This window comes from Vibrio sp. Vb1337 (assembly GCF_033338715.1).
Classification (GTDB): domain Bacteria; phylum Pseudomonadota; class Gammaproteobacteria; order Enterobacterales; family Vibrionaceae; genus Vibrio; species Vibrio alginolyticus.
On the sequence record NZ_JAWOTD010000001.1, the window covers coordinates 345,720 to 366,145 of the forward strand.

At 44.9% G+C, this 20,426-nt stretch carries 16 protein-coding genes; 14 read left to right on the forward strand and 2 right to left on the reverse strand.

The genetic code is table 11. The features are described from left to right. Positions 1–184: 184 nt before the first annotated feature. On the forward strand, positions 185–1,777 hold the full coding sequence (locus tag R7E42_RS01475; protein WP_017634911.1) for an ABC-F family ATPase: 1,593 nt from the start codon (positions 185–187) through the stop codon (positions 1,775–1,777). Positions 1,778–2,017: 240 nt separating this feature from the next. Here the strand turns inward: R7E42_RS01475 and R7E42_RS01480 are convergent, their stop codons facing one another. Continuing rightward, positions 2,018–2,842: a formate dehydrogenase accessory sulfurtransferase FdhD gene (locus R7E42_RS01480; protein ID WP_005377552.1), complete on the reverse strand. Its 825-nt coding sequence runs from the start codon at positions 2,840–2,842 to the stop codon at positions 2,018–2,020. A 323-nt stretch (positions 2,843–3,165) separates the two neighbouring features. On the opposite strand from R7E42_RS01480, the gene R7E42_RS01485 reads away from it, so the two are divergent. The 12 genes from R7E42_RS01485 to R7E42_RS01540 all read left to right on the forward strand — a co-directional run bounded on the left by R7E42_RS01485 (position 3,166) and on the right by R7E42_RS01540 (position 19,349). Beyond that, positions 3,166–3,630, forward strand: a complete 465-nt coding sequence (locus R7E42_RS01485; protein WP_318072277.1) for a DUF3305 domain-containing protein — start codon at positions 3,166–3,168, stop codon at positions 3,628–3,630. Then, complete coding sequence (locus tag R7E42_RS01490; RefSeq protein ID WP_318072278.1) at positions 3,620–4,249, forward strand: DUF3306 domain-containing protein; 630 nt, start codon at positions 3,620–3,622, stop codon at positions 4,247–4,249. The genes R7E42_RS01485 and R7E42_RS01490 overlap by 11 nt, the downstream gene beginning before the upstream one ends. A 308-nt stretch (positions 4,250–4,557) precedes the next feature. Further along, complete coding sequence (locus R7E42_RS01495) at positions 4,558–6,219, forward strand: 4Fe-4S dicluster domain-containing protein (RefSeq protein WP_213905958.1); 1,662 nt, start codon at positions 4,558–4,560, stop codon at positions 6,217–6,219. A 9-nt stretch (positions 6,220–6,228) separates the two neighbouring features. Further along, positions 6,229–6,855, forward strand: a complete 627-nt coding sequence (locus tag R7E42_RS01500; RefSeq protein WP_017820684.1) for a molecular chaperone — start codon at positions 6,229–6,231, stop codon at positions 6,853–6,855. A gap of 73 nt (positions 6,856–6,928) precedes the next feature. Beyond that, a complete protein-coding gene (locus R7E42_RS01505; RefSeq protein ID WP_005377542.1) occupies positions 6,929–7,129 on the forward strand; it encodes a twin-arginine translocation signal domain-containing protein in 201 nt (66 codons plus the stop codon). 10 nt (positions 7,130–7,139) lie between these two features. Continuing rightward, entirely contained in the window at positions 7,140–9,995 is a 2,856-nt protein-coding gene (locus R7E42_RS01510) for a formate dehydrogenase subunit alpha (protein ID WP_136977098.1), read from the forward strand. Between the two features lie 11 nt (positions 9,996–10,006). After that, positions 10,007–10,615: a formate dehydrogenase FDH3 subunit beta gene (gene fdh3B, locus R7E42_RS01515; RefSeq protein ID WP_005377536.1), complete on the forward strand. Its 609-nt coding sequence runs from the start codon at positions 10,007–10,009 to the stop codon at positions 10,613–10,615. 14 nt (positions 10,616–10,629) lie between these two features. Further along, positions 10,630–11,682 (forward strand): formate dehydrogenase subunit gamma, encoded by a 1,053-nt coding sequence (locus R7E42_RS01520; RefSeq protein WP_005377534.1) that lies wholly within the window; start codon positions 10,630–10,632, stop codon positions 11,680–11,682. Beyond that, positions 11,666–12,082, forward strand: coding sequence for a membrane protein (locus R7E42_RS01525; protein WP_005377532.1), 417 nt, complete (start codon positions 11,666–11,668; stop codon positions 12,080–12,082). The genes R7E42_RS01520 and R7E42_RS01525 overlap by 17 nt, the downstream gene beginning before the upstream one ends. Before the next feature lie 423 nt (positions 12,083–12,505). Next, complete coding sequence (locus R7E42_RS01530; protein WP_258637062.1) at positions 12,506–16,894, forward strand: RHS repeat-associated core domain-containing protein; 4,389 nt, start codon at positions 12,506–12,508, stop codon at positions 16,892–16,894. Next, positions 16,887–17,786, forward strand: a complete 900-nt coding sequence (locus tag R7E42_RS01535; RefSeq protein ID WP_239932442.1) for an immunity 49 family protein — start codon at positions 16,887–16,889, stop codon at positions 17,784–17,786. Before R7E42_RS01530 ends, R7E42_RS01535 begins: the two co-directional genes overlap by 8 nt. Before the next feature lie 342 nt (positions 17,787–18,128). Beyond that, on the forward strand, positions 18,129–19,349 hold the full coding sequence (locus tag R7E42_RS01540) for an ammonium transporter (RefSeq protein ID WP_137282003.1): 1,221 nt from the start codon (positions 18,129–18,131) through the stop codon (positions 19,347–19,349). Between the two features lie 32 nt (positions 19,350–19,381). On the opposite strand, the gene R7E42_RS01545 is transcribed toward R7E42_RS01540, so the two are convergent. After that, on the reverse strand, positions 19,382–19,555 hold the full coding sequence (locus R7E42_RS01545; RefSeq protein WP_165401620.1) for a hypothetical protein: 174 nt from the start codon (positions 19,553–19,555) through the stop codon (positions 19,382–19,384). Positions 19,556–19,673: 118 nt separating this feature from the next. Here R7E42_RS01545 and cobB point away from each other — a divergent pair, with 118 nt between their 5' ends. After that, on the forward strand, positions 19,674–20,405 hold the full coding sequence (gene cobB, locus R7E42_RS01550) for a Sir2 family NAD+-dependent deacetylase (RefSeq protein ID WP_005377522.1): 732 nt from the start codon (positions 19,674–19,676) through the stop codon (positions 20,403–20,405). The last annotated feature ends 21 nt before the right edge of the window (positions 20,406–20,426 follow it).

Consider the following 20,426-nt stretch of genomic DNA (forward strand, 5'->3'; position numbering starts at 1 on the left):
CACTGACGATAGTGGCTCTTTTTTGTATTTAATGACGCATTTATGTTTACGCTTTTGCTTCTTAGAAACCTTACAATGATTTCACTTGGAGTGAATTAATAAAAACAACACTTGCAGTATGTAGCATGAACAAGTACCGTTGCCCGGTTTTTCTAAATACACCCCAATTGCTAAGGTAAAGGTTTTGATCTCCACAGCGAATATTACTCAACAATTCGGCGCTAAGCCGCTATTCGAAAACATTTCAGTTAAGTTCGGCGAAGGCAATCGCTACGGCTTAATTGGAGCTAACGGTTGTGGTAAATCAACCTTTATGAAGATCCTCAGCGGCGAGCTTGAGCAAACCAGTGGTAACGTAAGCTACGATCCAAACGAGCGCGTTGCAAAACTGAACCAGGACCAGTTCGCTTACGAAGAATTTACGGTAATCGATACCGTCATCATGGGTCATAAAGAACTATGGGAAGTGAAGAAAGAGCGTGACCGCATCTACTCACTTGCTGAAATGAGCGAAGAAGACGGCATGAAAGTGGCTGACTTAGAAGTTCAGTTTGCTGAAATGGACGGCTACATGGCAGAAGCCAAAGCGGGCGAGCTTCTTCTTGCTGTAGGTATCCCAATGGAGCAACACTTCGGTCTAATGAGTGAAGTAGCACCAGGCTGGAAACTTCGTGTGCTTCTAGCGCAGGTTCTATTCGCAGACCCAGATGTGATGCTTCTTGACGAACCTACCAACAACTTGGACATGGACACAATTCGTTGGTTGGAAGATACGCTAAACGCGCGTAACTGCACAATGATCATCATTTCGCACGACCGTCACTTCCTAAACTCAGTATGTACACACATGGCTGACTTGGACTACGGTGAACTACGTGTTTACCCAGGTAACTACGACGAGTACATGACGGCGGCTTCTCAAGCTCGCGAACGTCTACTAAACGACAACGCTAAGAAGAAAGCACAAATCGCTGAGCTACAAACTTTCGTTGCGCGTTTCTCTGCAAACGCATCGAAAGCAAAACAAGCGACATCTCGTGCTAAGCAAATCGACAAGATCAAACTGGATGAAGTTAAAGCGTCTAGCCGTCAAAACCCATTCATTCGTTTCGAACAGTCGAAAGAGCTGTTCCGTAACGCTCTGATTGTTGAAAACCTAAGCCAAGGATTCGAAGAGGACTTGTTCTCAGACTTCAATGCAATTTTTGAAGTGGGTGAGCGCGTTGCGATCATCGGTGAGAACGGTGTGGGTAAAACAACACTTCTAAACACGCTTGCTGGTGTGCTTGAACCGCGTGCGGGTGAGTACAAATGGTCTGAAAACTCAAACATCGGTTACTACGCGCAAGACCACGCGCATGACTTTGCAGAAGACATGAACCTAACGGATTGGATGGGTCAATGGCGTCAAGAAGGTGATGACGAGCAAGTCGTTCGTGGTTTCCTTGGTCGTATGCTGTTTGGTCAAGACGACATTAAAAAGTCAGTAAAAGTACTGTCTGGTGGTGAGCAAGGTCGTATGCTGCTTGGTAAGCTAATGATGCACAAGCCAAACATGCTGCTAATGGACGAACCTACCAACCACATGGATATGGAATCGATTGAATCTTTGAACACCGCGCTTGAGCAATACAAAGGCACGTTGTTCTTCGTCTCTCACGACCGTGTATTCGTAGACTCACTAGCAACGCGTATTATCGAAATCCGCGATGGTAAAATCACAGACTTTAAAGGCACTTACTCTGAGTTCCTAAAATCTCGTGGTGTTGACGCGTAATTACTCGCAAAGCGTTTAAAAAGCAAAAGCCTCGCTATTTAGCGAGGCTTTTTTGATATTTGGCCTTAATCCTTAAACTGACCTGTTATATACGCATAGAGCCCGACCACGCCAAAGGTAATAATCATAGAAAGCATGATACCGCTGGGCGTAAGCAGAAAATTCCACAATTGGTCATTATTCATAGTCCACATCCTCTGTGAATCCGCATTATTGGTTTTAGTTTACACTGAAAAGGTGTTATTGGTTGCCTTTTACATCAAATTCAACCTTGTCGGCTCCTGTAAACACTTGGAAGCGCAAACCTTTCGCACGCGCAATGGTCGTAATACCAAATTGCTTCGCTAGATCTAACCCCATTTGAGTAACGCCAGAGCGAGAAAGCAGAACAGGAATGCCCATTTGAGCCACTTTAATCACCATCTCTGATGTAAGGCGACCAGTTGTGTAGAAAATTTTATCTTCACCTGTTTCTTCTTTGAGCCACATCTCACCTGCAAGTGTATCCACTGCGTTGTGACGGCCGACATCTTCCACAAATGACAACACTTCATTACCTTTGCAAACCGCACAGCCGTGTACTGCGCCCGCTTTTTTGTAGGTGTCGTTGTAATGAGTTAACGCTTCCAGCGCAGAATAAATTTCTGACTGCTTAAGAGAAACTTGAGGCACTTGATAATTTTCAAGCTGCTTCATCACGTTGCCATACATGGTGCCTTGGCCACAACCTGAGGTGACGGTTTTCTTTTTCAGGGCGCCTTCTAAGTGTTCAGTGTTTTCTTTAGTAATCACCGCTGCGGAATGCGTTTCCCAGTCAATAATAACGGATTCGATCGCGGCTGGATCGGACAGGAAGCTTTGGTTTTTTAAATAACCGAGTACTAGTGCTTCTGGACGCGAACCTAGCGTCATGAGCGTGACCACTTCTTTCCAGTTCAGCATGACCGTAAGAGGACGCTCGCACGCGATTTGCTTTGTCAGTTTTTCGCCGTACTCGTCGTACACATCGACTTCAATGGTTTGCAGGGGATTTTCACTGGTTTTAATAATGTTTGGTTTCAGCACAGTCGTGTCCTAGTGATTAAGAGCGTTAGGTTGCTACGCATTTTAGCTTGTTAAGTGGCTAGCAAATCTCATTCCAAAATAGCGGTTCCCACAGAAATTGCGAGGTTTTATGTCAACAATGCATTAAAACTGCGAGTTCGCAGTAATGACACATCAATACATTTGAGTTTCGTCTAGTTTGGTACTTATAGCCTGAGGGTGTATATAGACTAAGTTATATCAGCTTGGCGCGTTTATTGCTTCGAAGACAATAAAAATGGTCGAAAACGGGGGCAAAATGTCCTGTGTGTTTTCAGACCAAAAATACAAAGACTGGGTGAGTTATGTCGGATAAGAAAGATTTCGAAAAAAATTACGAAAAGACTGAGGATACATGGCCAATCGGCGTAGAGCTTGTTGAGCATGAGATCAGTACAGGGATTTGGGTGACAACCCAATGGCAGTTGACAGGATTTGCGCTGAATCCGACGGAAGAGACTCCAGATGTTTGTCCGTTGCAATTACATAAAGATGAACGTACAGACTACCGCTTTAACTTAAGCTCTCTGCAACCTAAACTCTTTTTAGTGATGGATAACGTCGAGTCTGGTGAAAAACCAGCGATACAGTTACTGACGGCTTCACAATCTGTTGCGGCGCAATATATGGATGGTGATAACCTTGTACTATCTAACGATATGCCGTTAGTCGTTCAGGCTTGGATGGAAGCCTTTATTGGTCGCCACGGTGAGTTGTTAGAAGTAAGACGTAAGAAACGCAAAGGAGCAGGCAGAGCAAATGGCAACTAGTTTTTTAAGCCGTTGGTCGAAACGTAAATTAGAAGAATCTTCCCAATATGATGAAGAGATCACGCCGATACCAGAGACGGAGCAATCCGAAGATAGTGTCACAGCGCTTTCAAACGCTGACGAAAGCTTAGATGCTTTGAACGTCAATGAGGATAGTCAGGCTCCAGACATTACCGCGAGTGTAGAGACTGAAAAAACCGAAGAAATGTCTGTGGCGCAACTGCTGGTTTCTGAAGCTTCAGAAAGTGTTAAGAAAGCTGCGCTGCGCAAAATGTTCTTGTCCGAAGAATTTAACGTGCGTGACGGCCTAGACGATTACGATGATGATTACAGTAACTTAAAGTCACTTTCTCAAGACGTCGCTGAGACGCTGCGTGATTGGGTTAAAGACAAAGTGGAAGACGAACCAGACGCCGAAACTGCGCAAGGGTCTGAGCTTAATGCTAACGATATCGCATCTGAGGTAGTTGAAGACGCAGAGTCAAACACCGACAAAAGTGGCCAAATTACTCAAGATGAAAGTGAGCTGTATATAAATACAGTATCTAGTGAAAGTGATACTTTTGCTGAAGAATCACAGCCTAACGAGGTGAGACAAAATATACCACACAAAGAATAGGTACATTTTGACTAAACACTCAATGAGCCGGCTGAGACAAAATGTCTCAACCGGTTTTTTTATCCCTACTATTTGTCAGTAAAATTGATAACCTATTGATTTTCAGTTGATATTTTATTGGCATGACACTTGCTATTTGTTGCTCAATACCAATCTGGTTGAAGTTAGTACGGACGCACTGCGTAGTATTCATCGCCTATAGACGGCGGAATAAGAATTCTCATTGATAAGTTAATCAGCAGAATCTCCGGCGCTAACTACACTAAGAGATGGAAAAGACTATCCATGTTCATAAATGGAATTGAGCAATGCTGAAACAATTATTAGAACAAGCAACTTCCAATAACGGTAAAGCGAGGCTGTACGCTTTCGAAAATACCGTAGAGTTGACCAATCTTATTCCACCAACCGTAAGCTATGAAAGCGGCGGTAATACTTTGATTGTGGGCCCAACAGCAATCATCGAAAGTGCGGCAGCGCAATTGTCGCAAATGAACAGCCTAACGCTGCTTTCTACCGATGGCGAAAAGGGCACAAATCCCGAGCTTTATTACGCCAATTCGGTTCAGGTTTCAGGGTTCTTAGGTACGTTTGAAGTTCTGATTGAAAATCATGGTTTGACCAACAACCTTGCCAAGGTCGCGACCAATAGCGATTGTTTCGATATCGTACTCGATCTTTGCCTTAACAGCTGCATGTCGGAAGAAGTCCCAGTACCGGGCTACTACCCAGTAGGTCGTGGCTATCCGAAACTGGCTGAAGCGTTGGAAGAAATTCCAACCTTGATGGGGACGTTCGATAAACCGAAATTCTTCCGTTTAGATACCGATTTATGTGCACATAGCTCTCGTGGCGTAAAAGGCTGCGAACGTTGTGTGGATGCCTGTCCGGCAGGTGCATTATCGAGTGAAGGCAGCGACAAAACGGGCCATCGCATCGAGATCAACCCATACCTATGTCAAGGCGTGGGTACTTGTGCTACAGCGTGTCCGACAGAAGCGATTCATTACGCACTGCCAAACCCTGAAGATACGCAAAAGTTTATTGAACGTACGCTAGCTAACTATGAGCAAGCGGGTGGTTTAGATCCTATCGTATTGATTTGTAGTTCTCGCCACGAGAGCTACAACGTGATGGCACTGAAAGCACTGCCAGATAATGTGATTCCAATTGTGGTGGAAGAGCTGCCTTCGGTTGGTATTGATACTTGGTTCGCCGCGCTTGTGAATGGTGCTACTCAGGTGCTGTTTGCGGCTTCACGTTTTATGCCTCAAACCATTATTCGTGTGCTTAATAGCGAAGTAGGTATTGCTCAAGAGCTGCTCGGTCAGCTTGGTATCGCCAAAGAAACCATCGACATTCTGTATCTAGAGTCACTACGTGAAGGTGCTCCGACACTTTGTACCGAGTCTTTTGATTTGGCATTAGGAGACTTGCAAGGCAACAAACGTCAGCGTCTATTTACGGCGTTGGATGCGTTGTCCGCATCACGTATTCCAGTTGAGAACATTGTTGAACTTCCAGCGAACGCACCTTACGGCACAGTCTCTTGTGAAAGTAAAGATTGTACGTTGTGTATGAGCTGTGTGGCGGTGTGTCCAACACGTGCATTGCATACGGACGGTCGATCTCCGTCACTTAAATTCGTCGAGCAAGACTGCATTCAATGTGGGCTGTGCGAGAAAGCGTGTCCAGAGAAAGTGCTGACGCTTACTCCTCGTATGAACTGGGTGAAAGAAGAACGCCAGAAAGCGGTTGTGATTCATGAAGAAAAGGCAGCCGAGTGCATTCGTTGTCACAAGCCTTTTGCTCCGCAATCGATGATCGACATGCTACAAAACAAGTTACGCGGTCACTCTCACTTCTCTGATGAAGCAGCGATCAATCGTATCGCGATGTGTGAAGACTGCCGTGTGATCGACATGTTTGAGTCGATGGCAGAAGACCCAATGAAACAACTGAAATACTAGGAGCTCGCAGTGGACACACAACAAGAACAAACACTGAGAACAGACATTTATCTCGTTCTATCTGCACTTTTTCGTAGTGCGCCTAGTGATGAAATGCTGGCGTTCCTGAAATCGCTAGAAATTGAACCGTCTGAGAGCGCGATGCAAAAAGCTTGGCTCGCACTGCAACAAGCCGCGAACGAAGCGCAGCGAGAAGCGTTAGAAGAAGAATATCAAGATCTGTTTATTGGCATTGGACGTGGTGAAGTTGTGCCATTCGGATCTTGGCATCGCACTGGCTCGATGATGGAAAAACCGTTAGCGGAAATTCGTCGCGATTTGGATCTTTTAGGCATCGAACGAGAAGAGAACGTGAAAGAGCCTGAAGACCATATTTCTGCACTGTGCGAAGTGATGGCAATGCTGACAGGTGAAGAGGAAGAACTTCAGCAAGCGGTGTTTAACAAACACATCGCCCCTTGGTTCCAATCTTTTACGCGCCAACTAGAGAGCGCAGAAAGCGTGAACTTCTACAAGCCAGCTGCACAGCTTTGCGATGCGTTTTTAACGTTAGAGCAAGTGCGCTTTAGCGTGAACACCAAAAGCAGTAAGAACAAATTAAAAATTGATGTGAAAAACGTCACTGATTACGAGTAATCGAGCAGTACTTGGTCATATCGATAGAGAGGCATGAGTCTCCAAAGATCTACCGTAAGGTAAGGAAGCAATGATGAAAGATAATAAAGAAATAAACACAAGCCGTAGGGATCTCCTAAAAGGCTTCACAACCGCTGCCGTTGCCGGTGCTGTTGTTGCGGGAACCACGAAAGTGGCCGTTGCTTCAGAAACGGTTGAGCCTTCTGAAAACGACGTGAAGAAGAAAGGGTATCGTGAAACTCAACACATTCGCGATTACTACGACACACTTTAGGAGATAACGGATGAAACTTGTCAAACGCTCCGACAGTGTGAGCAAAGAAACGAACCAGCTTGGCGTATCTCGTCGTGCATTCATGAAAAACACTTCGCTTGCCGCTGGTGGTGCAGTGGTTGGTGCTAGTCTATTCGCACCGGGAATGATGAAAAAAGCGCAAGCAAAATCTGTCGATCCAGAAGCGAAAACAGAAGTAAAACGTACTATCTGTTCTCATTGTTCAGTGGGTTGTGGTATTTACGCAGAAGTTCAAAATGGTGTTTGGACGGGTCAAGAACCTGCATTCGACCACCCATTTAACGCCGGTGGTCACTGTGCAAAAGGCGCAGCACTGCGTGAACATGGTCACGGTGAGCGTCGTCTAAAATACCCAATGAAGCTTGAAAACGGGAAGTGGAAAAAGCTTTCTTGGGATCAAGCGATCGAAGAAATCGGTAACAAGGTGATGGACATCCGCAAAGAGTCCGGTCCTGATTCGGTTTACTTCTTAGGGAGCGCAAAGCACAGCAACGAACAAGCGTACTTGTTCCGAAAAATGGCATCACTTTGGGGTACGAACAACGTTGACCACCAAGCGCGTATTTGTCACTCAACAACCGTGGCGGGTGTAGCGAATACTTGGGGTTACGGTGCGATGACCAACTCTTTCAATGACATGCACAACTGTAAGTCGATGCTATTCATTGGTTCAAACCCAGCTGAAGCACACCCAGTAGCGATGCAGCACATTCTGATCGCAAAAGAGAAGAACAACTGTAAGATCGTCGTAGCGGATCCTCGTCGTACACGTACGGCAGCAAAATCGGATCACTATGTATCACTTCGTCCTGGTTCTGACGTAGCATTCATTTGGGGTGTGTTGTGGCACATCTTCGAAAACCAATGGGAAGATAAAGAGTTCATCCGTCAACGTGTATTCGGTATGGATGAGATCCGTGCTGAAGTGGCGAAATGGACGCCAGCAGAAGTTGAGCGCGTAACAGGCGTAAGCGAAGAAGACGTTTACCAAACAGCAAAACTGCTTTCTGAAAATCGCCCGGGCTGTATTGTTTGGTGTATGGGTGGTACTCAGCATACTACTGGTAACAACAACACACGTGCTTACTGTGTGCTTGAGCTAGCGCTTGGAAACATTGGTAAATCAGGCGGCGGTGCAAACATCTTCCGTGGTCACGATAACGTACAAGGCGCAACCGACCTTGGCGTGCTCTCTGACACGCTACCGGGCTACTACGGCCTTTCTGAAGGCGCTTGGCGTCATTGGTCAAAAGTGTGGGAAATCGATTACGAATGGATCAAAGGTCGTTTCGATGACAACGCTTACAGCGGTCAGAAACCAATGCACAGTGCAGGTATTCCTGTATCTCGTTGGGTTGATGGTGTACTGGAGAACAAAGACAACATTCGTCAGCGCGAAAACATCCGTGCAATGTTCTACTGGGGACACGCAGTGAACTCTCAAACACGTGGTGTTGAGATGAAAAAAGCGATGCAGAAGTTGGACATGATGGTGATTGTGGACCCTTACCCAACGGTTGCTGCGGTAATGAACGACCGTACCGACGGCGTTTACCTGCTTCCTGCAACAACACAGTTTGAAACACACGGCAGCGTTACCGCATCTAACCGTTCTCTACAATGGCGTGAGCAGGTGATTGAACCTTTGTTTGAATCAAAACCAGACCACGAAATCATGTACCTGCTTTCGAAGAAACTGGGCTATTCCGATCTTCTGTTCAAAAACATCCGTGTTGAAAACAACCAGCCGGTGATTGAAGACCTAACGCGTGAATTCAACAAAGGCATGTGGACGATTGGTTACACAGGCCAAAGCCCAGAGCGTTTGAAAGCGCACCAACAAAACTGGCATACGTTCCACAAAACCACATTGGAAGCGGAAGGTGGCCCTGTCAACGGTGAAACCTACGGTCTACCTTGGCCATGTTGGGGTACACCAGAAATGAAACACCCAGGCACGCACATTCTGTACGATACGTCTAAGACGGTTGCAGAAGGTGGCGGTAACTTCCGTACGCGCTTTGGTGTGGAATTTGAAGGCAAGAGCCTACTTGCTGAAGACAGCTATTCGAAGGGCTGTGAAATCAAAGACGGTTACCCAGAGTTCACTGACAAGTTGTTGAAACAACTTGGTTGGTGGGACGATCTAACTGCTGAAGAGAAAGTGGCAGCAGAGGGTAAAAACTGGAAGACTGACCTTTCTGGCGGTATTCAGCGTGTCGCGATCAAGCACGGTTGTATTCCATTTGGTAACGCGAAAGCGCGTGCGATTGTTTGGACGTTCCCAGACCGTGTGCCACTGCATCGTGAACCACTTTACACACCACGTCGTGACCTTGTAACGGATTACCCAACTTGGGAAGACAAAGATGCAATCTTCCGTGTTCCTACGTTGTATAAATCCATTCAAGAGCAAGACAAATCGGGCGAGTACCCAATCGTTCTGACTTCTGGCCGTCTGGTTGAATACGAAGGTGGTGGTGAAGAGACGCGTTCAAACCCTTGGCTTGCCGAGCTTCAACAAGAAATGTTTGTTGAAGTGAACCCGAAAGACGCGAACGATCTTGGCTTCAGAGATGGTGATGATGTTTGGGTTGAAGGTGCAGAGAAGGGACGAATCAAGGTGAAAGCAATGGTAACGCGTCGTGTGAAACCTGGTTTGGCGTTCATTCCGTTCCACTTTGGCGGTAAGTTCGAAGGTGAAGACCTACGTCCTAAATACCCAGAAGGTACACAGCCTTACGTTGTTGGCGAATCGGCTAACACGGCAACCACTTACGGTTACGACCCGGTTACCTTGATGCAGGAAACCAAAGTAACTCTATGTAACATTCGTAAAGCGTAAGGAGTCTGACAATGGCACGAATGAAATTTCTATGTGACACCAAGCGCTGTATAGAGTGTAACGGCTGTGTTACTGCATGTAAGAACGAAAACGACGATGCGCTTGAATGGGGCATTCAACGTCGTCGCGTGGTAACACTAAACGACGGTGAAGCTGGTGAAAACTCTATCTCTGTTGCTTGTATGCACTGTACCGATGCACCTTGTATGGCAGTTTGTCCAGCAGACTGTTTCGAACATACCGAAGACGGCATCGTTCTTCACAATAAAGATCTGTGTATCGGTTGTGGTTACTGTTTGTTTGCTTGTCCGTTTGGCGCACCTCAATTTCCTAAACAAGAAGCGTTTGGTGAACGTGGCAAAATGGATAAATGTACTTTCTGCGCGGGCGGCCCAGAAACAGAGCCTGGCTCTGAGGAAGAACGTCAAAAATACGGTGCGAACCGTATCGCAGAAGGCAAGTTACCGATGTGTGCATCGCTTTGTTCAACTAAAGCGCTGCTTGCGGGTGACGCAGAGAAAGTCTCTGACATTTTCCGTCAACGTGTGGTAGAACGCGGCGCGAAAAACGCAGGTTGGACAGACGGAAACGATCTTTCTTACGATGCGACGAAAAGCTAAGTAAGGAGAGGCACATGTTAAACACGCTTAAACGTGCGTCTCTAGCAATGCTGTCAATGATGACAGCATTGCTGCTGACTTTCGCAATGCCTGCTTCAGCAGAGGAACAATCTTCTAAAGTTATTCAACAGGAGATCACGCAACTCGCCGGGGCAGACTATTGGCGCGAAGTCAGAGAGGGGCAAGAAGGCTACACCACGTCTCAATCGCCAGAACATGGCGTATTGATCAGTAAACCTGGTGAGACTTGGTACATTCTAAAAGAGAAATGGATGTCTCCAGCGGGTGCTGTCGCGATTTTCGGCAGTATTGCAATGGTAATCATGGCTTACGTATTCGTTGGTCCTTTGATGCTTAGCAAGCCGCGTACTGGTAAAAAAATGAAGCGTTGGTCTCGTTTAGACCGCGCGCTTCACTGGAGTATGGCGTTTACATTCTTAACGCTGGCATTCAGTGGTTTGATGCTGGTTTACGGTAAGCACTTCTTAAAACCGTACGTTCCTACTGAGTTCTGGGGCTTTATCGTCATGTTGGCGAAGCAGTACCACAATTACATGGGACCATTGTTCTTCATTTTACTGATGCTCGTGCTCTTTAAATGGTGGCGCAAGTCGATTCCAAACATGACAGATGTTCGTTGGTTTATGAAAATGGGCGGCATGGTTGGTAAACACAAAGGCACACATCCGTCAGCTGGTTTCTCAAACGGTGGTGAGAAGGCAATCTATTGGTTGTTAATCTTCTTTGGTGCTATCGCGGCAGTGAGTGGCTTAGTTCTGGACTTTCCTATCTTTGGCCAAACTCGCCGTGACATGGAGCTTTCTAACTTAGTTCATGCGATTTCGGCACTGATTCTAATCTGTGGCTTTATCTTCCACATCTATATTGGTCTATTCGGTATGGAAGGTGCGCTAGAAGGCATGGTGACAGGTGAAGTTGATGAAACATGGGCGAAAGAGCATCACGATCTTTGGTATGAGGAAGTGAAGTCCAAAGAAGCGATGGGTGAAACAGATACGGCACAAACGGAAGTAAAAGGAGCGAAAGCGAATGAACAAACCTCATAACGGGATTTGGGTTGCGTACATCCTGAGCTGTCTGACCCCGTTTACGTTTCTGATCTCAGGCGTTATCGCAATTATCTATGCGGGTTACCGATTAGATAAGGGAGAAGACAGCGACGTAGTGATTTCTCATTACTACGGTTTAATTCGCACCTTCTTTCTCTACCTGACGTTTTTTGTTGTGTTGATCGTCACCGTCGCGACTTCTAACGGTGTACTCGTTGGCGTGAGTGATTATTGGTTGCATAGTACTTTGCTTGAAACCATCGCTTACTTTATTCCTTGGGTAGGGATGGTGTTTGCTGCATTAGCCATCTTGGTGTGGTTTATGCGAATGTTTCAAGGGATGCAGCAACTGCTCAATAACCAACCACACAGACCATCGACAGGTCCAAACCTTTAATCAGTATTCTTTAAGCAAAACCGCCGTAATAGGCGGTTTTTTTGTTGCTGTTTTGTCTCAAATATGAAGCGTTGAGTCGCAGTGGTGATACTTGATGCAACTTATTGAGTGAATTTACGTAACTGGGCAGAAAATCATAGTTAAGTAAGAAACATGTAAAAAAATCGCGTCACGATGAGACATTAGTCTCACTCACGCTATTGTTCATTTACTCAGGATTCATCGTCCCGTTAAAGTACGCTGCGCTCAGAAATTCAAAGAGTTGCATACGTGAAAATTGCCATCAATACATTCAGTCTACGCATACAGAGGAATCTCTATCGGAGGATGTTTGATTAAGGCATCTTGCTCTCACAAATAAAAAGAGCGAAACGAGCATTAAATGATGCGGCAAGGTAAGAAAAGGACAAACACGTTACGGCTATGATCCCTCAATTCGTCATTCCTATCACGAATCGCTTTGGCGAAAGTTATCACTTCTCTGGTCAGTTACTTACTAGCGGCGAACCTAAAACATTCGTGACCAAACAAGAGGCAATAGAGTTTCTTGAGAGCTTTGGTGAGCTTGACCTTCGCTCTGTCGAGGATTTGTTCTATGCGATTGGTCAATTCAAGCCAAACATACCTGACGGTGAGCTTACTTCCCAACACTATAATTCAACGTTTGCCAATGCTTTGGTGAACGGTGACTTGCGTGTCGCTCGAATTGTACCTACCGGCGAAAACTACGCACTCTCGTCAGCGGTTACGCCTCCACCGACTCAAAATACCGTCAATGCAAAACCATCGAAGGGAAAGGGGAAGTCGAATAAAAAGAGTGGCAGAAGTGCCGCATCCGCCAAGCCTCAGCAACAAAGCAGCGAAAAACATGAGAAAGCCGGTGATCCTGTATCACTTGTGACGGGTGAAGAAATTCTCGAACTCTATGATATCGAGCTACAACAAGGTACTACTTGGCAGCGTACTTACCGCTCTTCGCAGTCGGATGTAAATCATGGAATGGGCTTTGGTTGGCGACATGCATTTCAGTTTGAATTACGCGAGAAGACGGACGAGAAAGACAACGTTATCGCTTGGGAGTTTGTTGACGATAAGGCAGATATCACAGAATTTGAGCCAGTAGATATTGGAGCAACAAGTTACCAGATATACGCTGGTGCGAGCTGTTATTTCCTGAGCTCAACAACTCGGATTGTAACGCTCGCTAATGGGCATCAATATCGGTTTGAGCAAAAAGATGATCGTTGGCTAGCTAAACAAGTTAGAAATGGCACGTTTTCAACGTTTCAATTGCAGTATTCTCGAAACCATCGATTGATCGAGATCGCATATAACAAGCGTCCGGTTCTTGAATGTCAATATGATAAGCAAGGACGCCTTGTAGAACTGCTTAATGCAAAGTCCCAAAAAGTTCTGGCAACTTATACCTATGATGAGCACGATGATTTGGTCAGTGCAACTAATCATTTGGGCCTAAAGGAACAGTATCAATACCTCGGCCATTTAATTATTAAGCGTGTACGACCAACTGGCTTTACTCATTATTTTGAATGGGATGGCGAAGGTGCAAAAGCGAAGTGCATCAGAAACGTTGGGGACGCAGGAATTTATGACTATCGCTTCCATTATCAAGGAAATCACTCTTCTTATTCTGACTCGTTAGATCATCAATGGTCTTTCTTGCATGACGAGCAGGGTAACCTACTTGAGAAAATAAGCCCCACAGGTAGAACTTGGCGATGGCAATATGATGAATTAGGACGAAAAGCACAAGCTATCTATCCTGATCAGTCAACGGTCAATTATCAATATAATCAGCATGGTCAATTAGTTTCTAAGTTTCATTCCTCTGGCAAAGAAATTCAATATGGTTATGACGGCTTAGGTAAGTTAGTTAAAACGGTTTCACCTGACGGGGATATCGAGAAGGCTTACTACAATAGCCTCGGTCAAAGAGTTTGGGATACCGATCAGTTCGGCTGTGTCACGGAATATGATTACGATAAACACGGTCAAGTCGTCAAAAAAGAGTCTGAAGATGGTAAGAAAAGTCAGTGGTGGTGGGATGAACAGCAAAGACTTATCGCGAATGAAATAGACGGTACATTACTTCGTTATAGCTACAATGAAGAAGATTTAGTGAATGGCGTTGCTTATCCCGATGGGTGTATTGCTCAACTCGCTTATGATCAATTTGGCAGGCGTACATCAGTTCGTTATTTTAACGACGAAGACAAAGTCGGTTATAGCGAAGAATATTCTTACGATGAGCACAGTCGTGTTGCTCAGATTCGAACGCCAGCAGGCATTACCTCGTATCAATGGGGAGCACTCGCGCAACAAGAAGCAGTCATCTTTCCCGATGGCAGCCATATTTCTTACGAATACGATCAACAACGTAACCTGACTAAATTAGTTCGGAGTGACGGCTTAGAGTTCGAATTCCTGTATGACGATGAAGGCCAGCTATCAGGAACTGTTGGGTTTGATAATCTACACAGCCAATTTGATTATGACGATATGGGGCGCATCCATCGTAAGCAAGTCGCCGATAGGACCGTGCTGTACCGCTATGACGCTGCGGGTTATCTCAAGCACGTCAAAGCAGGAAATGGTAGCAGTATTGTAGAGAACCACTTCAATTATACGCTTGGTGGGCGACTTACTTTCGCATCCAATCGCCATCACACATTGCAATACCAATACTCTTCATTCGGGCATTTAACAAAGCGCATTCAAGGCCAGTTTGAGATAGCGCAGGAGTTTAACAGAGTTGGCCAACGCGTATCTCAGGTACTGCCAGATAATACGGAGCTGAACTTCTCTTATGATCGATATGGGCGTTTTTCAGCGATTCGGTTTGGAAACCTAGATTTACCTCAAATCAAATTTCATTACGATGAAATGGGACGAGTTTCCCAAATTGAAACGGCACATTTTAATGAGCGCATCATTTATGATGGTGTTGGTCGTTTGGTTGAACAACATTGGCCAGATAGAGAGAAAAAGTACGTTTACAATGCGCAAAACCGTATTTCATCAATCATTGATAATACGGCAGGAGCAACGCACTATCAGTACGATGCCTTAGGGCAACTGAAACGAGTCAATGCTTCCGGAGAAGTGACTAAGTTTGAATACGATAGTTTTGGCAATCCTACTTTGCCAACTTCAGAGGTATTCGCTGATCGTATTGAAGTACACGATGGTGTCCGGTTCAAATATGACGCGCAAGGAAACCAGACAAAACGTGAGGGGCAAGGACAAGTTCAGACTCGAGTGTTTGATGCGTTAAATCAGCTCATTGAAGTTCACACCGACGATGGCATCAGTCAATATGAATATGATGCATTAGGGCGCAGGACGAAGAAAATTACACAACAAGGCGTTACGGAGTTCCTGTGGGAAGGTGAACGTTTAATTGGTGAACGCTCTTCAGGTGCTTTCCGCTGGTACCTATATCAACCCGAAACCTACACGCCAGTGGCACTGCTAGAAAATGACGTTATTTATTGGTACCAGTGCGATCAAGTTGGTAAACCAGAGCGACTGATCGATTACGAGGGGAATGTTGTATGGAGTGCCAGCTACGATGCTCACGGCTTTGCTCATGTACATATTGAAAAAGTAGTAAATCCATTGCGTTTTCAAGGGCAATACTTCGATCAAGAAACCAACTTACATTACAACCTCGCTCGGTATTACGACCCTAAGCTAGGACGTTTTATCCAACAAGACCCGATATCTATTGCTGGTGGCATTAACCATTATCAATATGCAGTCAATCCTATCCAATGGATTGACCCAACAGGTTTCCTTTGTGAAGAAGGGCTAAAACGCTTGCAGCAAATGCTGGCGGAGTATCAGGCGCAAAACAACGTTCCCCAAGAGGTTTGCGATCAGATTTTAGAGGCGGCAAAAGAGTCATCCGTCGGAGAAGATGGCGTTCGCTCGCAAGTCAAAATCCGAAAACCAAAAGGTAAAAATCATATTCGATATGAATACGATTTAGACCATATTGATTGCGAAAGAAACGAGATTACTTTTTATCGTCATATCAATCATTCAGATGGCAGCCGACACGAAGTGCAGTATGTTGTTGGGATTGAGGAGTTTGTCAATGCGCATGTTTTTGACTCAGAGAAAGTTGGTGGAGAGGAAGGTTGTACTATCTTAACCGAGGATCTAGTGCTTAATGAAGCGGATTACAAAGAGAACTCAAAATTCAACGATAATGATAAATACAAACTCTCTGAAGAGTGTAAAGAAAAGATTGAAGAGTGTTTAGTAGAACGTCAAAAGGCAATGGACGCTCGGACTGGTCAAGATGGATATAACGCGCAAATAGGTAAAATCAATAAACAATCGGCAAAAATTGGTGAATTGGCGGCGGATGATTTTGTTCGGAGTAAATGTCCTAATGCTAAGCTAATTCATCCCAAAGATATTGGAACCTCAATTTCGAAGCCGGGCGACTTTGATATGGTTTACAAGGTGGAAGAGCCACCACCTGGTGAAATTATAATTGTTGAGGCTAAAGGTGGCAGCAGTTCGCTCGGTAGCCGTAAAATTGGCAATGAAGCATATCAACAAGGGACATCTAAGTACGCAGCCGAAATAATATCCCTGATGGACAGTAAGAAACATGGTACTACAGAAAAAAACGCTGCTAATAGCATTAACTCTGCTATTCAAGATGATATACCAATACGTTATATACATACACAAGCAGAAATATCCTCTAGTGGTAAGGTTTCCAAGTTCAAAGCAAAAGAGTTTGATATAGATATAGGAGAGTTCAGAAGTGGTTGATAACTCAAAGGTAAAAAAGGTTGAACGAGTAGCTCATGTTGAACTAAGTGATTTTGAAAGAGAAGCTTATCGAGAAGAAATAAAAGAGAATTTAGACAAAAGGAAAAGGCGTATATCTATAAAGAGAGAGAACTTGATTTACTTGAGCGATGGCATTTCTTATCAGCTCCGCCTGTATACATGGTTACCTCCATTAGATGATGATGAGAGAATCGGCACACTATGTTTATATGAATCATCAATAATGCGTGCCTTCTACCATAAACTGGCTATTAAGCCAAGTGAGCCTCAAAGCATTAAATTACCTGATTATCCAGAAGTAGCATGGAAAGGCGAAGGTATTTTACAAACAGGTTTCATTTGCCCCTCAATGTGGCTAGATGCGTATTTTACCTCTGTCATCGTTCGTGACGAAGCTAGTATGGATGTGTTGGCGAACTTTCCGATTTCTTTGATGAGACAGAGCTCTACTAAAGCGGGTGAATTGTCTTACATGTTAGTAGATGTCATCCAGTCGTTTCATAATCGCACATCGGACTATCCTGATAAACTCGTCGCAGCTATGGACGCAGCGGTAGCCCAAGGGGATAACTGGGCGTTAGAAATTGCTATGGGGATCCTAGAAACCTTCGCGGCGCTTACCACCGACATTGGTTATGACTTTGAGGAAGTTCTCGTTAAAAACCTACAGTTCCAAGAGAAATATCACCTTAGGGAATTAGGACCAGATAGAATAGGGATCCGCACGTTCATTAATTTCCCTCTACTTGGCATGGCTTGCATGTGGTACGACAAAGGCAACCGCTTATCTATTGAAACCAATTGGCTTCCTCCTTATCTCGTCGAGGGGCGTTGGTTAGAGGATGTAAAAGCAGGGAAGATCACTCGATAAACCCCTTTAGTTAGCAATTCCGTATATAAGCCACCTCTCATGGGGTGGCTTTTACGTTTATGGTAGAGAGTTTGCTGTTTGTTGAACCATATAGTGCGCATTATGTTGGTGCACTAAAACCATATTGGTGCATTTATTAGCATGTTAAACACCATTTCAAGAATACGTAATTTTATTAAAGTTCATACAAAACAATAAATTAAAGCATAAGTGTTAGAAATGTAAATTATGGAATGAGAATTGCTCTCTTAGACGCTCTATAAATTAAGTTCACCAAATTGGTGATGAGCCTAACTTTGATGCACAGGATAAGTGCGCTACAGATCAACGGAGACCATTAGAATGAGTGTAACTGCCTATCAGGTACACGGCGCTGTACAAACTCTCACGCAAAGTTCCGACACACTTTTCTTACTACTTGGCGCAATCATGGTTTTTTTGATGCATGCTGGTTTTGCTTTTCTTGAAGTAGGAACCGTGCGCCAAAAGAACCAAGTTAATGCTTTAGTTAAAATCTTGGCCGATTTCGGTATTTCCGCCATTGCGTATTTTTTCATTGGATACTGGGTCGCTTATGGCGGCACCTTCTTTGCTGATGCAGAGACGTTATCTCAAGGCAATGGTTACGAGTTGGTGAAGTTCTTTTTCTTGCTGACCTTCGCTGCAGCGATTCCTGCTATTGTTTCTGGTGGTATCGCAGAGCGAGCTCGTTTTTATCCGATTCTAATCGCAACATTTTTCACTGTCGGCATCGTATACCCGTTATTTGAGGGAATGATCTGGAACGGAAACTTTGGTGTTCAAGCTTGGTTTGAAAATACCTTTGGTTATGGCTTCCACGATTTTGCAGGTTCAGTCGTTGTGCATGGTGTTGGCGGCTGGATAGCGCTTGTTGCTGTCGTGTTTTTGGGCATGAGAAAAGGCAGAGTTCGAGCAGGAAAGCACACCAACTTTGCACCTTCGAATATTCCGTTTTTGGCTTTGGGAGCTTGGGTCTTATGTGTGGGGTGGTTTGGCTTCAACGTCATGTCAGCTCAAACTGTGTCAGGCATAAGTGGCTTGGTGGCTATGAACTCATTGATGGCAATGGTCGGGGGCATTGTCGCGTCACTGTTGGCTGGTAGGAATGACCCTGGCTTTATTCATAACGGCCCACTAGCTGGCTTGGTTGCTGTATGTGCGGGCTCAGACTTAATGCATCCTATCGGTGCTTTAGTGACAGGTGCGATTGCTGGTGTGCTATTTGTTTATCTTTTTACCCACCTACAAAACAAAACCAAGATTGATGATGTGCTAGGTGTCTGGCCTTTACACGGTGTATGTGGCGCTTGGGGTGGTATTGCCGCTGGGATTTTTGGTCAAAGCGCATTGGGTGGGCTAGGTGGCGTGAGCATTATCGTTCAGCTTCTAGGAACGCTTTTGGGTCTTTCCATCGCAGTGCTTGGTGCACTTGTAGTCTACGGTGCGATTAATACCAGTATGGGACTGAGGCTTTCAGAAGAAGACGAATTCAATGGCGCTGACCTAGCCATTCATAAAATATCTTCGACCAACGAGGATTGAGGCCAATGTGGGAGCGGCGTAAAGCCGCTCTTTTAGCAATTGCCTTTCTTGGCTTGGCCAGGAGGACAGAAATTACCATTACCTCGATGGTCATCATCATTGGTGCTGACTCTTACCTTTACATCATCGACTTCGCCTTCAACATTGGTAAGTTGACAGCCTGCCAAAGTCATAAGCAATATAAACGCTAGAGATACTTGTCTCATTGCTGTTCCTCTTAAATTGTAATTCTAATAGTGACCATTACGACTATGGTCTAATCCATATTACTACTGTTGCTATTCTTTCAGTGTTAAGCTAATGAAAAAACAGCAAGGATGAGTTATGAATTTCCCTTATAGAAATATTGTAGTACTTACTGGTGCAGGTATCTCGGCCGAATCTGGTATTCAAACATTTCGTGCGCAAGATGGCCTATGGGAGAATCACCGTATCGAAGATGTAGCAACGCCTGAAGGGTTTGCTCGCGATCCGGACCTTGTTCAAGATTTTTACAACCAACGCCGCAAGAAACTTCAAGATAATGCGATAAAGCCTAATGCAGCGCATGAAGCATTGGGTCGTTTAGAGGCTGAGTTAGAAGGTAAAGTGACGGTCATCACTCAAAATATAGACAACCTTCACGAAAGAGGCGGCAGTCAGAATGTGATTCACATGCATGGTGAGTTGCTCAAGGCCCGCTGTAGTGAATCTAACCAAGTAGTAGAGCACAATGAGGACATTAAGACCGGCGAACTTTGTCACTGTTGTCAGATCCCTTCACAAATGCGACCACATATTGTTTGGTTTGGTGAAATGCCACTGCGAATGGGTGATATCTACGCGTCATTAGAAGAAGCAGATTTGTTTATTTCTATTGGGACTTCTGGCGTTGTGTATCCCGCAGCAGGTTTTGTTCATGATGCAAAAATGCACGGCGCACATACCATTGAAATTAACCTAGAACCTAGTGCGGTAGAAAGTGAATTTGAGGAAAAACGCTACGGAAAAGCAAGCGTTGAGGTTCCAAAATTAGTTGACGAGATACTGGCTCTAGAAGGAAAAGAAAGAGCGTAATAACTTCAACAGGAAGAGTTT